Origin of the sequence: Rhizobium sp. L9, assembly GCF_002531885.1 — a bacterium.
Lineage (GTDB): Bacteria > Pseudomonadota > Alphaproteobacteria > Rhizobiales > Rhizobiaceae > Rhizobium.
This window is the reverse complement of sequence record NZ_NWSZ01000002.1, coordinates 208,074-226,107: the sequence shown is the minus strand read 5'-3', so window position 1 is coordinate 226,107 and position 18,034 is coordinate 208,074. Positions and strand designations below refer to the sequence as shown.

At 61.6% G+C, this 18,034-nt stretch carries 15 protein-coding genes, 1 tRNA gene and 1 pseudogene; 3 read left to right on the top strand and 14 right to left on the bottom strand.

Annotated features, from left to right (window positions below; translation table 11 throughout):
• Positions 1 to 84: 84 nt before the first annotated feature.
• The 6 genes from CO660_RS01590 to xylF all read right to left on the bottom strand — a co-directional run bounded on the left by CO660_RS01590 (position 85) and on the right by xylF (position 5,084).
• Positions 85 to 330 (bottom strand): hypothetical protein, encoded by a 246-nt coding sequence (locus CO660_RS01590; protein WP_141504768.1) that lies wholly within the window; start codon positions 328 to 330, stop codon positions 85 to 87.
• A 478-nt stretch (positions 331 to 808) separates the two neighbouring features.
• A complete protein-coding gene (locus CO660_RS01585; protein WP_097597137.1) occupies positions 809 to 1,138 on the bottom strand; it encodes a hypothetical protein in 330 nt (109 codons plus the stop codon).
• Positions 1,139 to 1,391: 253 nt separating this feature from the next.
• Positions 1,392 to 1,468: transfer RNA gene (locus CO660_RS01580), tRNA-Arg, on the bottom strand.
• Between the two features lie 204 nt (positions 1,469 to 1,672).
• The gene (locus CO660_RS01575) at positions 1,673 to 2,455 is read right to left on the bottom strand and encodes an ATP-binding cassette domain-containing protein (RefSeq protein WP_088393066.1); all 783 of its coding nucleotides are present in this window, start codon (positions 2,453 to 2,455) and stop codon (positions 1,673 to 1,675) included.
• Positions 2,456 to 2,469: 14 nt separating this feature from the next.
• Positions 2,470 to 3,783: a sugar ABC transporter permease gene (locus CO660_RS01570; protein ID WP_097597067.1), complete on the bottom strand. Its 1,314-nt coding sequence runs from the start codon at positions 3,781 to 3,783 to the stop codon at positions 2,470 to 2,472.
• A gap of 260 nt (positions 3,784 to 4,043) precedes the next feature.
• Positions 4,044 to 5,084 (bottom strand): D-xylose ABC transporter substrate-binding protein, encoded by a 1,041-nt coding sequence (xylF, locus tag CO660_RS01565; protein WP_003581351.1) that lies wholly within the window; start codon positions 5,082 to 5,084, stop codon positions 4,044 to 4,046.
• Between the two features lie 273 nt (positions 5,085 to 5,357).
• Here xylF and CO660_RS01560 point away from each other — a divergent pair, with 273 nt between their 5' ends.
• Positions 5,358 to 6,581 (top strand): ROK family protein, encoded by a 1,224-nt coding sequence (locus CO660_RS01560; RefSeq protein WP_097597066.1) that lies wholly within the window; start codon positions 5,358 to 5,360, stop codon positions 6,579 to 6,581.
• 312 nt (positions 6,582 to 6,893) lie between these two features.
• Here CO660_RS01560 and iolG read toward each other — a convergent pair whose 3' ends face one another.
• Entirely contained in the window at positions 6,894 to 7,886 is a 993-nt protein-coding gene (iolG, locus tag CO660_RS01555) for an inositol 2-dehydrogenase (RefSeq protein ID WP_097597065.1), read from the bottom strand.
• Positions 7,887 to 8,043: 157 nt separating this feature from the next.
• Here iolG and CO660_RS01550 point away from each other — a divergent pair, with 157 nt between their 5' ends.
• Positions 8,044 to 8,328 (top strand): hypothetical protein, encoded by a 285-nt coding sequence (locus CO660_RS01550; protein ID WP_097597064.1) that lies wholly within the window; start codon positions 8,044 to 8,046, stop codon positions 8,326 to 8,328.
• Positions 8,329 to 8,510: 182 nt separating this feature from the next.
• On the opposite strand, the gene CO660_RS01545 is transcribed toward CO660_RS01550, so the two are convergent.
• From CO660_RS01545 to CO660_RS01515, 7 genes and pseudogenes are all read right to left on the bottom strand, one after another.
• Positions 8,511 to 9,362 (bottom strand): Hint domain-containing protein, encoded by an 852-nt coding sequence (locus CO660_RS01545; protein ID WP_097597063.1) that lies wholly within the window; start codon positions 9,360 to 9,362, stop codon positions 8,511 to 8,513.
• Between the two features lie 302 nt (positions 9,363 to 9,664).
• Positions 9,665 to 9,904 (bottom strand): annotated as a pseudogene (locus tag CO660_RS01540) (hypothetical protein); the annotation flags it as partial.
• Positions 9,905 to 10,086: 182 nt separating this feature from the next.
• The gene (locus CO660_RS01535) at positions 10,087 to 11,313 is read right to left on the bottom strand and encodes a biotin/lipoyl-binding protein (protein ID WP_097597062.1); all 1,227 of its coding nucleotides are present in this window, start codon (positions 11,311 to 11,313) and stop codon (positions 10,087 to 10,089) included.
• 2 nt (positions 11,314 to 11,315) lie between these two features.
• Complete coding sequence (locus CO660_RS01530) at positions 11,316 to 11,795, bottom strand: hypothetical protein (RefSeq protein ID WP_245421270.1); 480 nt, start codon at positions 11,793 to 11,795, stop codon at positions 11,316 to 11,318.
• Between the two features lie 65 nt (positions 11,796 to 11,860).
• The gene (locus CO660_RS01525) at positions 11,861 to 14,011 is read right to left on the bottom strand and encodes a mechanosensitive ion channel family protein (protein WP_097597061.1); all 2,151 of its coding nucleotides are present in this window, start codon (positions 14,009 to 14,011) and stop codon (positions 11,861 to 11,863) included.
• 35 nt (positions 14,012 to 14,046) lie between these two features.
• Complete coding sequence (locus tag CO660_RS01520) at positions 14,047 to 15,261, bottom strand: alpha/beta hydrolase (RefSeq protein WP_245421278.1); 1,215 nt, start codon at positions 15,259 to 15,261, stop codon at positions 14,047 to 14,049.
• 240 nt (positions 15,262 to 15,501) lie between these two features.
• Complete coding sequence (locus tag CO660_RS01515; RefSeq protein ID WP_097597060.1) at positions 15,502 to 17,298, bottom strand: hypothetical protein; 1,797 nt, start codon at positions 17,296 to 17,298, stop codon at positions 15,502 to 15,504.
• A 260-nt stretch (positions 17,299 to 17,558) separates the two neighbouring features.
• Here CO660_RS01515 and CO660_RS01510 point away from each other — a divergent pair, with 260 nt between their 5' ends.
• Positions 17,559 to 18,023 (top strand): hypothetical protein, encoded by a 465-nt coding sequence (locus tag CO660_RS01510; RefSeq protein WP_085779046.1) that lies wholly within the window; start codon positions 17,559 to 17,561, stop codon positions 18,021 to 18,023.
• The last annotated feature ends 11 nt before the right edge of the window (positions 18,024 to 18,034 follow it).

Genomic DNA, 18,034 nt, shown 5'->3' with positions numbered 1-18,034 from the left:
CGGCTCCCCGTCTGGCGTGCCTGGACTCGTTGAGTTGGGAGGCAGCAGTGGCAGGGCGTCCTCCGGCAGGGGCACGATACTGTTCTACTCGTAGGCCATTCGCTCGGCGGTAACATTGCCATCCAGCTTGCCGCCGAAAGAGATCGAGACATAGTCGGTCTGGTTACGGTCAATGCTGTCGCGCCCGTTGTGGCGTTTGTCCCCGCCTATATCTGCCGCTTCGTAACAGATCGATTTGAAGCAGCTCCCAAAGCTCGGCTCATTACGGTTCCATGGACAATCGCGCACGATATCGGTGATCAGGTCGTGCCACTTACGCAGGATTGGCACTTTGCCATCATGCATTTCAGAACGTAAATATACGTTGGTAACCCCCAATAATCGGCGACACGATTTTGTCGTTGAGTCTAATGCTCCACTTATTTCCAGCTTTCGATCTTGGCTGAGGGTAGCCCTGTTCAGGCATGGAGTCTCTTACTTGAAAAGCGCGGCGGTCGCCGCCTGTTTTCAACAAGTGCCGCGACGGTGTACCTCCGGCGCGGGGGCGGGGAATCGTGGGGATTGAAAGCCTTAGCGATCACGAATAATGTCAACGAAATCAAGGGTGATTTCACACTTCCAATCCCCGCCGGGAGGTAAATGGGGTATTTCTGGAGCAGGCGTCGCACTGTTTTCGGGAGATCGTTTTCCAAGGGTTCGCGGACACCTGGACGGTCTTGAGGCCCGGGCCGACCGGTCGCGTCGTCCGATGCGCTATGCAATCAGTTGCCGGAGCCAGTTACTGCGAGAGTCGGCTTTAACCATGCCCTCAGAAGTTCGGGCTTTCCTCATAGCCTTCCAACTCAGGGCATCCCCTGATGTTGCCGAAACCGATCGTTCGCCGGTCGCCCGATTCATCCAGACCTCTGAGCACGATGATATTCTCATCCTGCTGCATGATCTCGCTGCGATAGATGCCGGCCCGACGCGCACGGTTTTTCGCCTGACTTATATTGCATTGCCCGGGCGGCGGGGTGACATGCCAATATCTCGTGCCTTGCCCATCCGACTGCCATCCGCCAGAAGCGGCAAATCCAGACGCGCTGGATAGCAGCAGCATTGCAGACGACAATATCAGGCTGGCTAGAACCGGTTTCATGCAATCTCCGTAAGCCGTGGCGTTTCCGGGATCCCCAGCGTCCATTTGTCCCTGTTGCAACGGACAAACCGGTTTTCCGATAGTGTCGCTATGGTAGATGACTTACGCTAACACCGTGCTAACGCCGGCTGCGGCCGCTATTCGCCGATATTGAAAATAACGAGTTTTCCGGAGCGGTTAGCATTGCGCTGCCGATATTGCCGTTATGAGGAAGAGCGCAAAAGCCGATAATTCAACAATTTCGATAAGATGATGGCGCACCCGACAGGATTCGAACCTGTGACCTTTGGAATCGGAATCCAACACTCTATCCAGCTGAGCTACGGGTGCATGCCTGAGGCGGTTTGAATCGCCTGTCCGATGGGTGGTTCTTAGCCTAGCTTGCGGCCGGCTTCAATCGCGAAATCTCGGAAATACCGATGCTTGCGATTTGACGGGCGTTTTTATCCGTCAGCCTGAGGAATGCCACATAAAAAACTCCGCCGGCCTTGCGGGCGGCGGAGCTTGGTTGTCTGGGGCAGGGCGCAGGAGGCGTCAGATCTGCATGGCGCCGGGGCCGGGGATGGCTTTTGGGGGCACCTTGCCGAGGATGATCATGCCGAGCACCTCGTCCTTGGTCACGTCCTCGGTGCGGGCGTGGCCCACCACCTGGCCGTTCTTCATCACCGAGACGCGGTCGGCGAGGTCGAAGACGTCGTGGATGTCGTGGCTGATGAGGAAGATGCCGATGCCTTCCTTCTTCAGCTGCTTGATCAACTCGCCCACCTGCGCCGTCTCCTGGGGCCCGAGGGCCGCTGTCGGCTCGTCCATGATCAGGATGCGGGCGTTGAAGAGGATCGCGCGGGCGATCGCCACCGATTGCCGCTGGCCGCCCGAAAGCGCCTTCACCGGCTCCTTGAAGCGCTTGAAGTTGGGGTTCAACCGCCCCATCACCTGGCGGGCCGAGGCTTCCATCGCCACGTCGTCGAGCGTGCCCCAGCGGGTCTTCAGCTCACGGCCGAGATAGAGGTTGGCGGCAGCGTCGACATTATCGGCCACGGCAAGCGTCTGGTAGATCGTCTCGATGCCGTATTTCTTGGCATCGCGCGGATTGCGGATTTCGGCCGGCTCGCCATTGATCAGGATCTCGCCGCCATCGCGCTTGTAGGCGCCGGAGAGGATCTTGATCAGGGTCGATTTTCCGGCGCCGTTGTGGCCGAGCAGGGCCACCACTTCGCCGGGGTAGAGATCGACCGAGGCGTTGTCCACGGCGTGGATGCCGCCGAAGGAGATCGAAATGTTTTTCAGTTCCACGAGGGGAGTGCGTTGATCAGCCATATCTGGAGCTCCTCTCACTTGGCACGGGCGCGGTAGACGGTGTCGAGCCAGACCGCCACGACAAGGACGGTGCCGACGACGACGCTCTGCAGCGGTGTGTCGACATGCGCGAGCACCATGCCGGATTGCAGCGATTGCATGACGAGCGCACCGAGCATGGCGCCGGCGATGGTGCCGGTGCCGCCTGCGAGCGACGTCCCGCCGATCACGGCGGCGGCGATGGTGTAGAGCTCGTCGAGCGTGCCTTGCGAGTTCGTCGCCGCATTGAGGCGGGCGGTGGAAATCGCCGCCGCAATGGCTGCGAGCACGCCCATCAGCGCGAAGATGCGCACCGTCACCCAACGTGTCTTGATGCCGGCGAGTTCGGCCGCTTCCGGGTTGCCGCCGATCGCGAAGACATAGCGGCCGAAGCGCAGGCGGGTGGCGATGAAGGTCATGATGATGCCGACGACGATGGCGATCAGCACCGGCACGGCGATGCCGTAGGGAATGTCGAGGCCGGTTTCCGGCCAGGGGATATTGTTGGTCTCGGCATATTTCTTGGCGATGTTAACAGGCCAGTAATAGCTGTTGGCGATCGAGACGGCGCCGAGGATCAGCACGCAGCTCAAGGTCGCCAGGAAATATTCCGCCCAGATCGGCCGGCGCGGAAAGCCGAAGCGGCGGCGCTGGTGGCGCGAGCCGATGATGCTGGCGATGACGAAGAGGCAGGCGGCGATGCCGACGACCCAGCTCCAGGTGGCGCCGATCGAGCCCTCCGCGCCCCCGCCCATGATGCGGAAGGTCTGGTCCATGGGGGCAACCGTCTGGCCGCTGGTGACGAGCCAGGTCGCGCCGCGCCAGACGAGCAGGCCGCCGAGGGTGACGATGAAGGACGGCACGTTGAGGAAAGCGATGATCATGCCCTGAAAGGTGCCGATCAGGCCGCCGGCGATGACGCCGATCAGCAGCGTGATCACCCAGGTGAAGGGGCTGTCGAAGCCGATATATTCCGGCAGGATCTTCGCCTGCATCACGCCCATGATCATGCCGCAGAGGCCGAGCACGGAACCGACCGAAAGGTCGATGTTGCGGGTGACGATGATCAGCACCATGCCCGTCGTCATGATCGCGATGTCGGTCGTCTGGACCGAGAGGTTCCAGAGATTGCGCGGGGTCAGGAACAGGCCGCCGGTGATGATGTGGAAACCGATCCAGATGATGACGAGCGCGCCGATCATGCCGAGCAGGCGGGTGTCGATCTCGGTCGCGCGGAAGAAGCGGGTCACCGGATTGGCTTCCGCCGTTCGCGGCCCGCTTGAAGTCGTTGATTTTAGCATGTCGGCCATGGGTTTGCCGTTCCCCCATTCTTGTTTAGACGGGCGCCTGCGTGCTGGAGCTTGGCCAAAGGCGTCATTCGTCTGTCTTCAACTGACCACCGCGATGCTTCCGGAAGCCGGTCGCGTGGCGTCGCGACGCTCTTCCGGCAGGGAATGCAAGTCTGCGATGGTGTGGCGAGGCGGAGAAAACTTCGTCTTGGAATTCCCGTCCGCATCCGGCGCCGCAGCGGTGTCCGCTGCGGCGCCGGTCATTCTAGTTCAAAGCTGGCTTACTTGCAGGCGGCAACCGTGCCGGCCTTGACGCCCTGGCAGGCTTCAGCCTTGGAGATCCAGCCGGCGTCGATGACGACGTTCAGATTGTCTTTGGTGATCGCAAGCGGCTTCAGGAAGACCGACTGCATTTCCACGCCCTTCGGTCCCCCCTTGAAGGCCTGAGCGCCGTCGATCTTGCTCATGTCCTTGCCGCCGGCGAGGTCGAGAGCGATTTCAGCGGCGCGCTTGCCGAGTTCGCGGCTGTCCTTCCAGACGGAAACCGTCTGCGTGCCGAGCGCGATGCGGTTCAGCGCCGCCTTGTCGCCGTCCTGGCCGGAGACCGGAACGGAGCCGGCGAGGCCCTGGGCGTCGAGCGCTGCGATCGCGCCGCCGGCCGTGCCGTCGTTGGAGGCGACGACGGCGTCAACCTTGTTGTTGTTGGCGGTCAGGAACTGCTCCATGTTGCGCTGAGCATTCTCCGGCAGCCAGCCGTCGGTATAGGCTTCGCCGACATTCTTGATCTTGCCGGCGTCGATCGCAGCCTTCAGCACTTCCTGTTGGCCCGAGAACAGGAAGTCCGCGTTCGGGTCGGAAGAAGAGCCCTTGATGAAGACGTAGTTGCCTTCCGGCTTGGCCTTAAAGACGCCCTCAGCCTGCAGGCGGCCGACTTCCTTGTTATCAAACGTGATGTAGAAGGCAGCCGGGTTTTCGATCAGGCGGTCGTAGCCGACGACCGGAATGCCTTCGGCGGCGGCCTTTTCGATCGCCGGGCCGATAGCGTCGGAGTCCTGGGCGAGAATGATCAGCGCGTTGGCGCCCTGCGAGATCAGCGATTCGACGTCGGTCAGCTGCTTGGCGGCAGAGGACTGCGCGTCAGCGGAAATATACTTGGCGCCTTTGGCTTCCAGAGCCTTCTTGATGGCGGCTTCGTCGGTCTTCCAGCGCTCCTCCTGGAAATTCGACCAGGAAACGCCGACGACGAGATCAGCAGCCATGGCGGCGGTATGCACGGAAACGAGAATGGCAGCACCTGCCATCAGTTTCAAAATAGACTTCATAAATTGTCCTCCCGAGTGAGTTGCGACCGGCCCAGCCCATGCTTCCTCCGGCCACCGCGAAAGCTGTCGAGATTTTTTTCTCGACAGTCGAGAAATTAACTGTCAGAGATTTTTTCAACTGTCAACTCTGCATCGCCGGCTTAATTCGCTTGCGCGAGAGCGGCCGCAGATGCAGTGGAAGGTGAGGGCGATGAAGGCATGATGCCGAAAACCGTGAGCGGTTTTTCGGGTAACATCATGCTCTGACGAAAGCAGGAGGAGAGGGCGGCATCCATGCTGACCAAGTCGAGCACGGAGCTGGTCCGGCAGAGAAACAGCGTGCTCGTGCTGTCCGTGCTGCGGCGCCACGGTGCGCTCGCCCATACCGAAATATCCGATTTCACCGGCCTTTCCTCGGCCACCATTTCGGCGATAACAGCCGATCTGGAACGCGCTCAGATCATCGAAAAATCCGAGCAGCAGGCGGCAAGCGGCCGCGGCCGGCCGCGTGTGCTTTTGCGCCAGCGGCGCGATTGCGGCTATTTGATCGTCGTCATCATCTCCTCGGATGCCGTGCAATATTCGCTTGTGGATTATGCAGGCAAGCTGATCGACCGTTTCAGCGAGGAGCGCTCGCGTGATCCGTCCGGTGCCGCCCGGTTCGTCGCCGGGGTGCAGGCCGGGCTCTTGCGCATTCTCGATCGCTCGAGGATTTCGCAGGAAAGGGTGCTGCTGATCTCGATCAGTTCCAAGGGGCTGGTCCATTCCACCGAGCCGGTGCTTCTGTGGTCGCCGATCTTCGGCAGCGACCAGATCGATTTCGAATCGGCGCTGCGGCCCTCCTGGCAGGCGAAGGTCATTCTCGACAACGAGACGCTGCTCGTCGCCGCCGCGCTCGGCGCCCGCGAGGAGATCGCCAAGGGCGCTGATTTCCGTTCGCTCGCCGCACTGTCGCTCGGCCACAGCATCGGGCTCGGAATCGTCCGGCGCGGCGGCCAGGCCGGCCAGGAGATCTCCGCCCCCAATTTCGGCCACATGCTGCATATGGCGGGTGGCGGTCTCTGCCGTTGCGGCACTCGCGGCTGCATCGAAGCCTATGCCGGCTTCTACGCTATCCTGCGCAGCGCCTTCGAAGTGCCGCTCGATACGATCCCGGCCAAATTCGTGCCGGTCGCCGAACTCGACAAGATCGCCGCCCGCGCCCGCCAGGGCCACCGCACCTCCGCCTTCGCCTTCCGCCAGGCGGGGCTCGCGCTCGGCAACGGCCTGTCGCGCATGCTCAGCCTGACCGAACGCATGCCGATCGCCATCACCGGCCCCGGCACCCGCTATTACGACCTGCTGCGGCAGGGCATCGAAGAGGGCCTCGGCCAGTCGCATATCGTGCGCATGGAAGGCATGCCCGAAATCCGAGTCGTCCCCGACGAACCCATCCTCGTCTTCGAAGGCCACCTCAACCGGGCGCTCTCGGTGATCGACCAGGACATCGTGCTGTCGGGGGGGCAGGGGACGGATTAGGGATAGATGCTGTCGGCGCCTCGGCGTTAATGGCTGCCCCTCACCCTAACCCTCTCCCCGTAAAAAACGGGGCGAGGGGACGTGCCAAACGCAACGTCGAGATGGAGAAAGAGGGCGCGGCATGTCGCTTCGCCCCGCCTGCGGGGAGAAGGTGCCGGCAGGCGGATGAGGGGCAGCCACAGACACGAATTTTAGCAACCGTGGCTCGGCGGGGAAGGGTCTTGGTTCACGCACCTGCGAGTGCCATCAAACGCAAAACGGCCGGGCAGAGCCCGGCCATCTCATGCACGACTTCCGGTCGGGAGAGGACCGTCAGCCGATCTTGATCAGCTTGCCTTCCTTGACCGACTGGACGGCGGCGTCGGCGAGAGCCAGCGCTGCCAGGCCATCCGCGCCGGAGGGGGTGATCTTCGAACCCTTTTCGATCGCGGCGATGAAGGCGGCGATCTCGTTGGCGTAGGCTTCGGTGTAGCGGGTCATGAAGAAATCATGCAGCGGCGGGCGGGTATAGCCGTCGCCGTTCGCCACTTCGATCGAGACCGGGCGCTGGTTTTCGGCTGCCGCCATGCCCTTGGAACCGTGCACTTCGATGCGCTGGTCGTAGCCATAGGTGGCGCGACGGGAGTTGGAGATGACGGCCTGCTTGCCTGAAGCGGTCTGCAGGATGACCGACACGCTGTCATAATCGCCGGCTTCGCCGATCGCCTTGTCGACCAGCACGGCGGCGGTCGCCAGCACCGAGACCGGCTCTTCGCCGAGCAGGAAGCGGGCCATGTCGAAATCGTGGATCGTCATGTCGCGGAAGATGCCGCCCGAACGCTTGATATAATCGACAGGCGGGGCGCCGGGGTCGCGCGAGGTGATCGTCACCATTTCAACGTCGCCGATCTTGCCGTCGTCGATCACCTTGCGCACCGCCATGAAATGCGGGTCGAAGCGGCGGTTGAAGCCGACCATCAGCTTGGCGCCGGTCTCTTCCACCACCTTGATGCAGGCCTTGACGCGGTCGACGTCGAGATCGATCGGCTTTTCGCAGAAGATCGCCTTGCCGGCGCGGGCGAAGCGTTCGATCAGGTCGGCATGGGTGTCCGTCGGCGTGCAGACAACGACGGCGTCGATGTCTTTGGCGGCTTCGATTGCCTCGATGGTGCGGACTTCGCAGCCATAGGCCGAAGCGATGGCTTCCGCCGCCTGCGGAAAGGCGTCGGCGACGGCGACCAGCGTCGCATTGGCATCGCCGCTGACGGCCTTGGCGTGAACCTTGCCGATACGGCCGGCGCCGAGCAGACCAAATCTTACAGTCATTTCAATCTCCCTTGAATTCGGAACAAATAAACCGAATTGCCAACAATCTGGAATTTTCATTCCATCATCTGCGCGTCTCGTCAAGCCCGCGACTCTTTCACATTTGCAAGATTCAAACTAAAGGACAGTGCGACAAAATGCGACCGCGGGGACAGACATGCAGCTTATCGATCCGAACCATCCGGCATACCAGCGCCTCTGGGTGCGTGTCGGCATCGTTGCAGTCTGTTTCGGCTGGGCGGCGATCGAGATCATCGGCGGCGATCCCTTCTGGGCGGTAATCTCCGCTGCAGCCGGCGCCTATGCCTTCTATATGCTGTTCTGGACCTTCAAGCCGCAGCCGCAGTCGGCCGAGCCGGTTGCGCAGCCCGACGCCGGGGGAGAGGACGAGGCCGATGAGACATCAGCCGAAAAGCCTTCGAAAGACGGGCAGGCGGAATAGTAGCGGGCGATTCGCCGATCAAGAGATCGGCGAGTATCATCGGCTTCGTCGCAGCCGAACAATCGAAGCGCGCCGCGCTCTTTCCGATGCGCGCCGCACTTGACATCTTTGTTCGATATTATCGCAAAACCGGCGCACGGCTTCGCGTGCAGCGAGCCTGGTCTATGCGCATTCCCGTCCCGTCAGAGCGACAATTCCCTGGCCTGCGCGTCGATCTTTTCGCAGGCATCGCCGAATGGATCGCTTGTCGGTACCAACGGCGAAACGCCGAGCAGGAGAAGCGCTTTCAAGTGTGACCAGCCACCTCCGAGCAACGGCGCAAAGGGTGTCATCATGCTGTGTTCACCGCCATAGAGACGCTGGTACTCTGCAAAGTTGCAGAAGTTCTCGTGATTGCTGTTCTTCAGATGGAAGGACTCGGCCGCAGCACCTTCGGCTAGGATAACCTCGTGCGCATCGAGCATGACGGCATAATAGTCGATCGAGGCGTCGGGCGCGGGAGCGACCGGTGCGATCGTCGTGCCGTTCACGAGCTCCTTCACCTGGATCAGAATGCCGTTCAGGTACAGCCCATGGCCAGGCGACAGGTAGAGATCCGAATGGGGTGTGTGCCCGTCCAGCGCGTGGCGGCAAACCCGGATCGGCACCACGTCTTTCTGCCAGCGTGCGCCGCTCTTCTTGAAGCTTTGGCGGCCGACCCACTTGACCGCACGGGTGCTGCCGTCCGGAAGGGCAACGCGATCGCCGATGCTGAGATCCTCGACGGGCTTCTCACCGCAATCGGTGAGGATCGCCGTTCCGCGCAGGAAGCAATTTGCGCCGCTGCCGCCATGGCCACCTCTTCCGCCGGAGCCTCCGTGTCCACCGGAGCCGCCCCGCCCCCAGCGCCGACCCATCGCTTTGGCCGGAGAGATTGAAATTGCCGTGGCCATGGCCGCCGCGCCGGCGAGACGAGCGCCGGCGGCCGCAACCACTCCTAGAAAATGTCTGCGCGCAGTGTTGCGTGGCTGCTTCGGATCTTCCGTAGACGACATGTGGGCGATCTCCTGAGAACATTAAACCGCCCGATGCTACAACATGTTGTATCGCATTCAATTTCGCCAGTTAGCGCTGTGCCTTACTGAAAAGGACGTAGGCATGGGTTAGGGGGTCCCGAAATACGCTATGTCAGATACCAAAAAGCGGGAGGTTTATCTGCTACCCCAACGCGAAAGAATCGAACTGAGTACCCTGGTGGGCGGTTGAATCGCTGGAAAACAGCACATATAGCGTGCGCGGACCAAGCCGGATGGCGGCTCCTCCGTGGCGTCGGAGTGTTTACCCGCTCGAGATAGCTTCAGCTACGCGGCAGGCGGCGCATTGCCTCGTCGATCAGCAGATTGGCGATCATCATGCGCCTGTTGGCATTGTCGGGGAAAGGCGCTGCGACACCATCAGGATGGTTGGCCTTGGCAAAGGCGCGCCGCTTCTCGTTCACCGTCTGTTGCGTATCGGCGGCAGCGATCGCCAGTTCGATGGCGATCTCTTCGGGGGCAATGCGGGCGAGATGATCCGGCATGACGGGTTCCTGCGGCGGGAACCAAGGCCTTTGTGCGGGGTTGATTAAAGATCGTAAAACCTGACCCTCGTTGAAACGGTCGAGCCCATGAAGGGCGTTCGCGGGTTCGCCCTCCATGAAATCTCAACCGCCTGATATCCGCCAAGCCATGTTTCAGAGTCCCGAGCGAGGGCGGGAAACTGGAGAAGCTGACTTCGAACTCAATGTCCGGCGAATACCAGAGTCTGAACCGGCAGCAACATCGCCTGTATACGCAGGATCATCGCATGCACGACACCCACCGTGTCGACGACATGCAGGAACATCCAGCGCGGCGTGCTGATATTGGGATCGGCGAGCGCGTCGTGGTTGTTGGTATAGGCATTGGCAATGCAGCTGCTGCCCGGCGGCACATCAGCGAGGCCGCCGTCGAAGAGCGGCTGCAGGAACACCGTCAGAGTGCCGGGTTTTGCCATCTGCTGAACATCGACCAGCTGGTCGGTGGGGCGCAACTGGCCGGCCGCGATCACGTCCTGCACGTCGGTCACGACGAGCGGGATGATGGTGAACGGCTTGCCGACACAGACAGCCTCCGCGACCATTCCGGGTTTCATCACCTGCGCCTCGATCTGCCCGAAACCGGCGATCAGCGTGCCGCGGCCCGCTTCGCTCGGCACCAGGATGCCGGCAGGACGCAGCATGGTGTTCAGCACATCCCCGGGCCGCAATGTGAATTGCTGGACAGTGCCCGAAACCCCAGCCTTGACGATTGTCTTGTCGAGTTCCACCTGCGCTTCGGCCCGGGCCGCCTCGGCGCTCGCCTTCTGCGCGGGTAGGAGAACGCTGAGCTTGGTTTCCAGCGTCTGTTTCTTGGCGAGCGCAGCACTCACGGAACCCTTGCGACTGTCGACCGTATTGGTGAGGCGGACCACTTCCCGGCGAGCGACGGCATCGTTCTTCAGGAGCTGGGTCTTCATCTCCAACTCGTCCTCAGCCACTTTCAGGGCGCCTTCGGCCTCCTGGATCTGGCCGTCCATGCTCGCAAGCTCGGTCTGCGCGACCTTCGCTTCGGCTTCGACTTCGGCGATTTGGCGGCTGGCAGTTTCGAATGCTGCCTTCTGCTGTGAATCGTCGAGGCGGAAGAGCGGCGCGCCGGCGGCGACCTTTTGGTTAACGCCGACAAAGACTTCATCGACCCGGCCGGAGGCCTCCGGCAGGATCGTGACGGTGCGGAAAATGGCCGTGACCGTTTTTGTCGAGGGATGGAAATAGAAGATCATGGTGATCAGAGAAACGGTCAGGATCAGGCAGGCCGAGATTCCCCAGCGCAGTTCGTACCACATGCTGTAAAGGGTGATCTCCTGGCCGATGCGCTTGCCCTGGACATAGCGCCTGTAGAGATAGTCCGGAAAGATCGTCAGCATTGAGCAGAGCAACAATTCGAGCATGATCAGATCCCCTCTTCGTGCAGTGTCTTGGCGGGCGCCCGGGCGGCAGGTGCATCCGCCACCGGTTCTGGCGCCGGCGCTTGGACTGGTTCAGGGCGATCGGCTGCAACCGGCGCCTCCTCCTGCTCGAGTTCAGCCGGGTTGCGACCGGCAAGCCTGGCGAGCGACCGCGCGATCGAATAAAGCGGCGTCGCAAAATCGGGAAACCGAACGAAGGCCAGGAGCAGACCGAGGATCCAGTAGAGATGGTTGTGGGTGAAGAGCGAGATCAGCGCCAGAACCGCGACGATCTCCATCTGCACCTTGTTCGTGTGATGGGCGATGCGTTCGGGAACGGCGTGCAGCTGAAAGTAGAGGTTGCCGACCACGAGAATCACCAGGAGCAGAAAGACGATGACGCCGACGAACAAATAGTCCGTCTGACCCGGCGCGGTGATGAAGCCGGGCACGTGATCGGTGAGAGCGGAGTGATAATCATTCATCGAAATCTCCTTTCCTGAACGCCATATTGGCCAGGCCCGCCTGCCGGCAGGCCGCGTGGATCATGTCAGCCAGCGCCTGCCGCCAGGGCCTGCTTGTGCGCCGTCAGTACCTGCTGGGCGGCCGCGGCCGTATCGGCAACCTTGTCGCCGGCAACCTGGACGGTCGGAACGGCGATCCGGATGCCGTTTTCATTGAAGGCCTGATAGATCATCCGCAGCGCCCGGCGCTTCAGCGTGAACTGTTCTCCGGGAAGCGTCATGACCTTCATGCGCAGCAGCAATCCGGAGTCGCCCAGGCTGTCGATGCCCTGCATCTTCAGCGGCTCGATCGTGATGGGCTTGAACTCGGGGTCGGCGAACAGTTCCTGGCCGATCTTCTTGATGATCTTCCGGGCCTTTTCGACATCGGCATCATAGGCGACGGTGATCGTCATCTTCTCGATCACCCAATCGCGGCTCATGTTTTGAATCGCGCCGAGTTCGCTGAAAGGCACGATGTAGACGGCGCCGCGGTGATGCCTGAGTTTCACCGACCGGAGGCTGAAGGATTCAACGCTTCCCTTGTAATTGCCGCTCTGAATGTATTCGCCGACGCGGAAGGCGTCGTCGAGTAGGTAAAACACACCGCTGATAATATCCTTGACGACGGTCTGGGCGCCGAAGCCGATCGCAACGCCGACGACGCCGGCGCCGGCGATCAGCGGCCCGATCTCGACGCCGAGCGAAGACAGCGCCATCATCACCGCAATGGCGGCGAAGAGGATCATCAGCACGTTGCGCAAAATCGGCAGCAGCGTACGGATTCGCGCCCGCCGGCGTGCCCTGTCGGTGCCTGCCTCTTGGGTCGTATCGGTCTCGCGAAGCTTGCGGTCGATGACAACACGCACGAGGCTCCAGGCGAGATCGATGACGAGAAGGATGATACCGGCGCTCAGCATGCCCCTGACGATCCGCAGCATCGGGGTGTCCTGCATCGTTATGCGGGTCAACTCGACATCGAGAGCCTTGGCAAGCAGGAGGATGGCCCCGACGATGACGGCTGCCCGTACGCCGCGCTCCACCAGCACTGAGGTGACGCTCGCCTGCTCGGCCTTTTCCTCGCCGGCAGGAGAGGACAGAATATTGGCGATGGAGACGCGAGTGAGCGCAAGGATGGCCGGCACGGCAGCACATACCGCGACGATCCAAAAGAGTCTCATCGCACCGACCACCCAGAGAGCCCAGAGACCGATGAAATAGGCGGTCCATAGCGAGTTGCGGATCGTGTGGCCGATGCGGGGCGTTTGGCTCTCGGCCAGCTCTTCCACGGGTCGGCGCCACAGGCTTTCGATGGCGATGGCCAACAGTACGACACCCAGCATATAAGCGACGAGCAGCCGCGAGGCGGGGGGAAGGCCGAGCGTTGCAAGCAGCCGCACCGTCACCCAGCCGAAAGCGAACCAGCCGCAGAGATAGGCGAGGCGGCGCGCCCAATAGGTCGCGACCGGATCGCTGACGGGGACCACGCGAAATGCTGGCTGTACGGCGGCGGGGGGCGCGAGCCAAGCGCGCAGAAGCGCGGCCGCGAGCCGGAAGGCGACGAAGGCGAAGAGGTAGCCGACGACGATTTCGCGCACGAGCGGCGGCCAGTCAAAGGCGAGGAAAAAGCCGATGCTGCCGAGCGCGAAAGCCAGCACATGGCATGCTTCCCAGAGAAGCTTGGCGCCGAGAAGGACAAGCCGCTCCCGGACGGTCGAAAAGGGCGCCCCCTCCATCCAGGCGCGCCAGCCGCCGCTGATCCGCCGGAAAAACCATTGGGCGGCAAAACCTGCCGCCATGAAGGCGATCAAGAGCACTACCGGCCGGGTGCCGCCGTTCGCCTGGATATCACGCTCGAGCACGGCCGCAGCAGCCATCAGCTGCGATGGAAACGAGGTTGCAGCCTCCATCAGATCCGAAGAATGCCGGCGGAAGCGTGTGGCGAATTCGGCGAAAGAGGGATCGCTTGGCTTCGCCTCGCCTGTTTCGGCAGCCGCTTTTGCCGCCGCCTGCTGCTTCAGCCATTCCTGCACCGCAGGATCGGTGGACAGGGTTATGAACTGCTCGATCCGTTCGGCCGGCAGTCCGGCCGGCGGCGTCTGCGACATCGCGGGAATGGCCGTCAGTGCGGCGGCGAGGGATGCCATCACCGCCAGGAGCAGCGTGCGAAGACCATTCCTTGATGATACTATCGGCATGATCCCTCCCAATCCCGAGTATCGAATACGGCGCCCTATGGCCGGCATTCCGTCCTGAACGCATTGCCACATGCCGGTTTCGACTTGCCGCCGGGCCCGGCAACCGCGCTGACATCGGCGGCATAGGCGTCGCGTGTGTCCTGATCGACGACGGCGGCAGGCGCCGCCAGTACCAGGCCCGCAGCACTGCCCGCGGCGGCCGCCGTTTCAGTCGTCGCCGCAAGAATTCTCTCGCCGAGGCCGACGCGGCTGTCGGTCAGCGTCTGTCCTTCCGAAATCCGGGCGCCGATCAGCTGGACGATCGCGGGCGAGGCTGCGAATTTGGCGTGGTTGAGCCGGTCGCTGGTCTTCACCTTCGTCAGGTCGATGACATTGATGTCGTATTCCTCGAGCTCCTGCTTGTAAGGCGCCTGTTCCGGATCGATTGAGCCGAGACGGGCGACATCGCCCCAGACCCTTCGGGAGACGGCGAGCGCCTTATCGTCACGCGATACGAAGAGGGTGAATTGGGGGTGCTGCTTTCCCATGTCGGCGATCTGCTGGCGGAACACGTCGACATCGACGTCGGGAGCCGCGAGCATGACATTCTTGAATTTCGCTGGCAGGCGGCCATTGCGGATCGCCATCTGCCGCAGGCCTTCCATGGCAAGCCAATTGCCCATCGAATGGGCAAGGATCGAGACTTCCTTGATCTCCGGATCATGGTAGAGATACTGAAACAGCTTCTCCAGCGCATTGCGGGTGTAATTGGTACTCTCCCGATCATAACCATAGGCGAGCAGCCGGCCGCGCGAGGGCCACGTCACCAGCACTGGCGCGCTGTGCACGCCGGAATCATGAACGATCTGGGCAAAACGGTAGACGGAGTCCTCGAAGCGGGTGTTGTAGCCGTGGATGAAGACGAAAACGCTCCTGTCGGGGCTTTTGCGCACGCTGGCGCTGAGCCAGGCCTTTGCGGCGTCGACATCCAACTCCGTTGCCTTGAGCGTCGCAAAATCGGTCTTGGGGTTGGACGGCAACTTCTTCGGCCAGGCGACTTCACCGGCTTTGCGGCCAGGCGGAATCGATACGGTGATATCGGCAAAGGTGGGCTGGCGGGCGCGCTCGCCGCTGAACATCTCTCCGGGAACAGGCGAGCGGCTGCGCGTCGTGGCGACCAGCATGTCGACACGATCGGCGCGAGGAGCAGTCTCTGCGACCGGGGTCAGCACGCCTTTCGGATGCCCGCCGCAGCCTGACAGGCACATCATCGTAACGCAGATCAGAAGCCGTCGCAGCGTCTGCCGAAAAGCGGCCTGACTGCCGCGCATGTTGCTTATGTTCACACTGCTCCCCACCCTGACGCATGCTGCCGGGGGCTGACCCGGTCCTGCATGGAAGAGATTGGGCCAAAGACGAAGCCGCAGGCATGTATGATCCTGTATGTTACAGGTAACAGCACCCTGCGCTTCGTTTGGTCGATGGCGAGGACAGCCGGTCGCACACCGCCGTCAATTCGCCGGCCGGTCGGTTGGAACGGGCAGGCCGGCAGCCTCCAATCCGGCAAAAAAACGTTCCTGGTCCTCGATCCTTGCCAGCCGCCGGACGACCTCACGCCGGACATTAAGGATCAAGGCGGGCGATCGGGCCTCGATCCAGTCGATTTGCTCCTTTGCCTCCGCCGATTTTCCGAGGGTGCCGAGGATCGAAAGCAGGACGAGGCGATGCATCGGATTGTAGTTGAGGTCCGACATGCGGGACCATAATTCGGCAGCCTGGGTATCGCCCCGCATGAAGGCACAAAGCGCCATCCCAACTTCATAATATCCCTGCGGTCCCGCATTCTTGCTGACCGCCTGCGAAATCAGCTCGCAGCCCCTCTCCCAATTCCCCGACATTGCCAGGCGCAGGCCGTATTCGCCGGCAACTTCGGTGTCGTTCGAATTGCTGGCGTAGGCCGCTTCGCCGGCGCGCAGGGCCTCGGTCGGGTCATTGCCGAAAAAATTGGCAAGCATCAACGCCTGCAGAGCTCGGGCATTCTTCGGATCGAGCCGCACGGCTCGTTCGGCAAGCTCCATGGCAGTTGCCAGCGTGGCAGCGGTCGGTTTCGTGTCCAGCTGATATGGAAAGCGGAATTCGTCGAGATAGGTGAGCGAAAGAAAAGCCGCGATATTGGAATCATCGGGCATCTTTTCGGCAGCATGCTTCAGGCAGGATTTTGCCGTTTCCTGCGCCTGCGGGTTCATTTCGCTCCGGTAGCTGTAGTAGGACAGGATGCAGGAAAACGCGTCTGCGTTTCCTGCGATGCTGGCGGTGTCCGCCTGAAATATCACGCCGAACGGTCGCGCAACTGCCGTCGCAATGTCCTCGGCAAGACTTGCCTGCGTTTGCAGGAGACCCTGGACTTTCATGTCGGCGTCGTAATTATTGGCCCAGATGACGGTCCCATCGGCTCGCCGCACAAGCCGGGCCGTCGAGCGCAGCGTTTCGCCTTCCAGCCTGATACTGCCCTGCAAGGCATAGATCGGTTGCGACGACAACTGACCACCGCGATTGCGCGGCAGAACGGCGGCGACGACGATATCGTTGAAGGGAACCAGTTTTTCGATGATGTCGTCGGTGATGCCCTGGGAGATGTCGGATGCTACCCCGCTGCCGGAGGCGCTTTCGAAGCGCTCGACGACGATGATTGGGCGGCCGACAGCTCCGGACGGCATCTCTTTCCCGGTATCGAACAGCCTCACATGCTGAAGCGCCGCGGCAGCGGCGACAAACACGACCACCGCGCCTCCGGCGAGCCAATATCGGGACCATGACACACGCCGGTCCGCCTTATCCCGGCGGCGCCCATCCGCTGCCGGAGGGACCTGCTGCGCGTAGTCTGGGGAGGGCCGCAGCTCAGCGGACTGTCCCGTTTGCGGCCTTTCTGCAGGCTCGGCTCCTCGCCTTACCTCGAAGATGGGCGCATAGCCGCCTCTGGGAATTGTGATGATAACCCGGTCGCTGGCTCCGGCGGTCAGGTAATAATGTTCCAGTTCCCTGCGCAGTCGTCCTGCTTCGATACGGACACACGGATCCTGCTGAGCATCGAAACTTGCATCTCGGCCGAAAACGGCCTGTGCGATGGTAAACGCCTTCAGGTAGTCGCGATGGCCGGCAAGCGTCTCGGTCACCACGAATTCAAGGAACCTTCCTGCCCGCTCCGGAAGACGAAACTCCGGACTGGACAGAATACGCTCAAGTTGCTGCTGCACCTCTTCAGGTGAAGAAATGTCGCTGCCTGCCCTGTCAGCGCCTGCATTTTGCATCGGCTCCCCCAGGACTCCGATTGCGATCAACCTGCGGTATTAGCCATCGACGATAGACCTGAGTCGGCATAACGGCAATGCGATTTGCAAGAATGTGCTAATTAAGGATCACCTTAGTCGATGGTCGCCAATAGCCAATGCAGGCCAGTATAACCCTGATCAGCGTAGGATACCGTATCCTACCGGCGCGGACATGTATTTTACTGCCATCGTCACCCCGTGCGCTCTATCATCGCCTAAACATTCTGGAGGAGGCGACGATGACATCACCCGAAGCGTCCACATCATCCATGACGAGCGCTGAGGACTTGCGCAAACGCGCTTTGGAACTCCAGCTTCTGGAAATCGAGCGCAGCGAAAAGATCAAGTCGCGCGAAGCGAAGAAGCATGCTGACTTCGTCGAGGATTTCTTCCGCAAGCAGATCGGAGAAGCGGAACGCGCTGTCATCAAACGCCTCGTGATGAAGGCGGCCGCGGACGGCAAATACGAGGCGCTGATCTACAGCTTTCCATCGACGTTCTGCACGGACAGCGGCCGGGCCATCAACAATAACCTTCCTGGGTGGCAGAAGACGTTACAGGGAAAGGCGAAGGAACTGCATGGACTGTTCGAGGAGGTCGCCAAGCCGCAAGGCTACGGGCTCAAGGCGATGATCATCAATTTCCCCGACGGCATGCCCGGCGACGTCGGCTTCTTCCTCACCTGGGAACCCCCCGTCGAGTAACGGCAAAGAGC

What these genes read in the sequence shown, in the direction of transcription:
- xylF (WP_003581351.1), bottom strand. Translation starts at nt 5,084, where the DNA reads ATGAAGTCTATTTTGAAACTGATGGCAGGTGCTGCCATTCTCGTTTCC.
- CO660_RS01575 (WP_088393066.1), bottom strand. Translation starts at nt 2,455, where the DNA reads ATGGCTGATCAACGCACTCCCCTCGTGGAACTGAAAAACATTTCGATC.
- CO660_RS01545 (WP_097597063.1), bottom strand. Translation starts at nt 9,362, where the DNA reads ATGTCGTCTACGGAAGATCCGAAGCAGCCACGCAACACTGCGCGCAGA.
- CO660_RS01515 (WP_097597060.1), bottom strand. Translation starts at nt 17,298, where the DNA reads ATGCAAAATGCAGGCGCTGACAGGGCAGGCAGCGACATTTCTTCACCT.
- CO660_RS01560 (WP_097597066.1), top strand. Translation starts at nt 5,358, where the DNA reads ATGCTGACCAAGTCGAGCACGGAGCTGGTCCGGCAGAGAAACAGCGTG.
- CO660_RS01510 (WP_085779046.1), top strand. Translation starts at nt 17,559, where the DNA reads ATGACATCACCCGAAGCGTCCACATCATCCATGACGAGCGCTGAGGAC.
- CO660_RS01530 (WP_245421270.1), bottom strand. Translation starts at nt 11,795, where the DNA reads ATGAATGATTATCACTCCGCTCTCACCGATCACGTGCCCGGCTTCATC.
- CO660_RS01570 (WP_097597067.1), bottom strand. Translation starts at nt 3,783, where the DNA reads ATGGCCGACATGCTAAAATCAACGACTTCAAGCGGGCCGCGAACGGCG.
- CO660_RS01585 (WP_097597137.1), bottom strand. Translation starts at nt 1,138, where the DNA reads ATGAAACCGGTTCTAGCCAGCCTGATATTGTCGTCTGCAATGCTGCTG.
- CO660_RS01535 (WP_097597062.1), bottom strand. Translation starts at nt 11,313, where the DNA reads ATGCTCGAATTGTTGCTCTGCTCAATGCTGACGATCTTTCCGGACTAT.
- iolG (WP_097597065.1), bottom strand. Translation starts at nt 7,886, where the DNA reads ATGACTGTAAGATTTGGTCTGCTCGGCGCCGGCCGTATCGGCAAGGTT.
- CO660_RS01525 (WP_097597061.1), bottom strand. Translation starts at nt 14,011, where the DNA reads ATGCCGATAGTATCATCAAGGAATGGTCTTCGCACGCTGCTCCTGGCG.
- CO660_RS01520 (WP_245421278.1), bottom strand. Translation starts at nt 15,261, where the DNA reads ATGATGTGCCTGTCAGGCTGCGGCGGGCATCCGAAAGGCGTGCTGACC.
- CO660_RS01550 (WP_097597064.1), top strand. Translation starts at nt 8,044, where the DNA reads ATGCAGCTTATCGATCCGAACCATCCGGCATACCAGCGCCTCTGGGTG.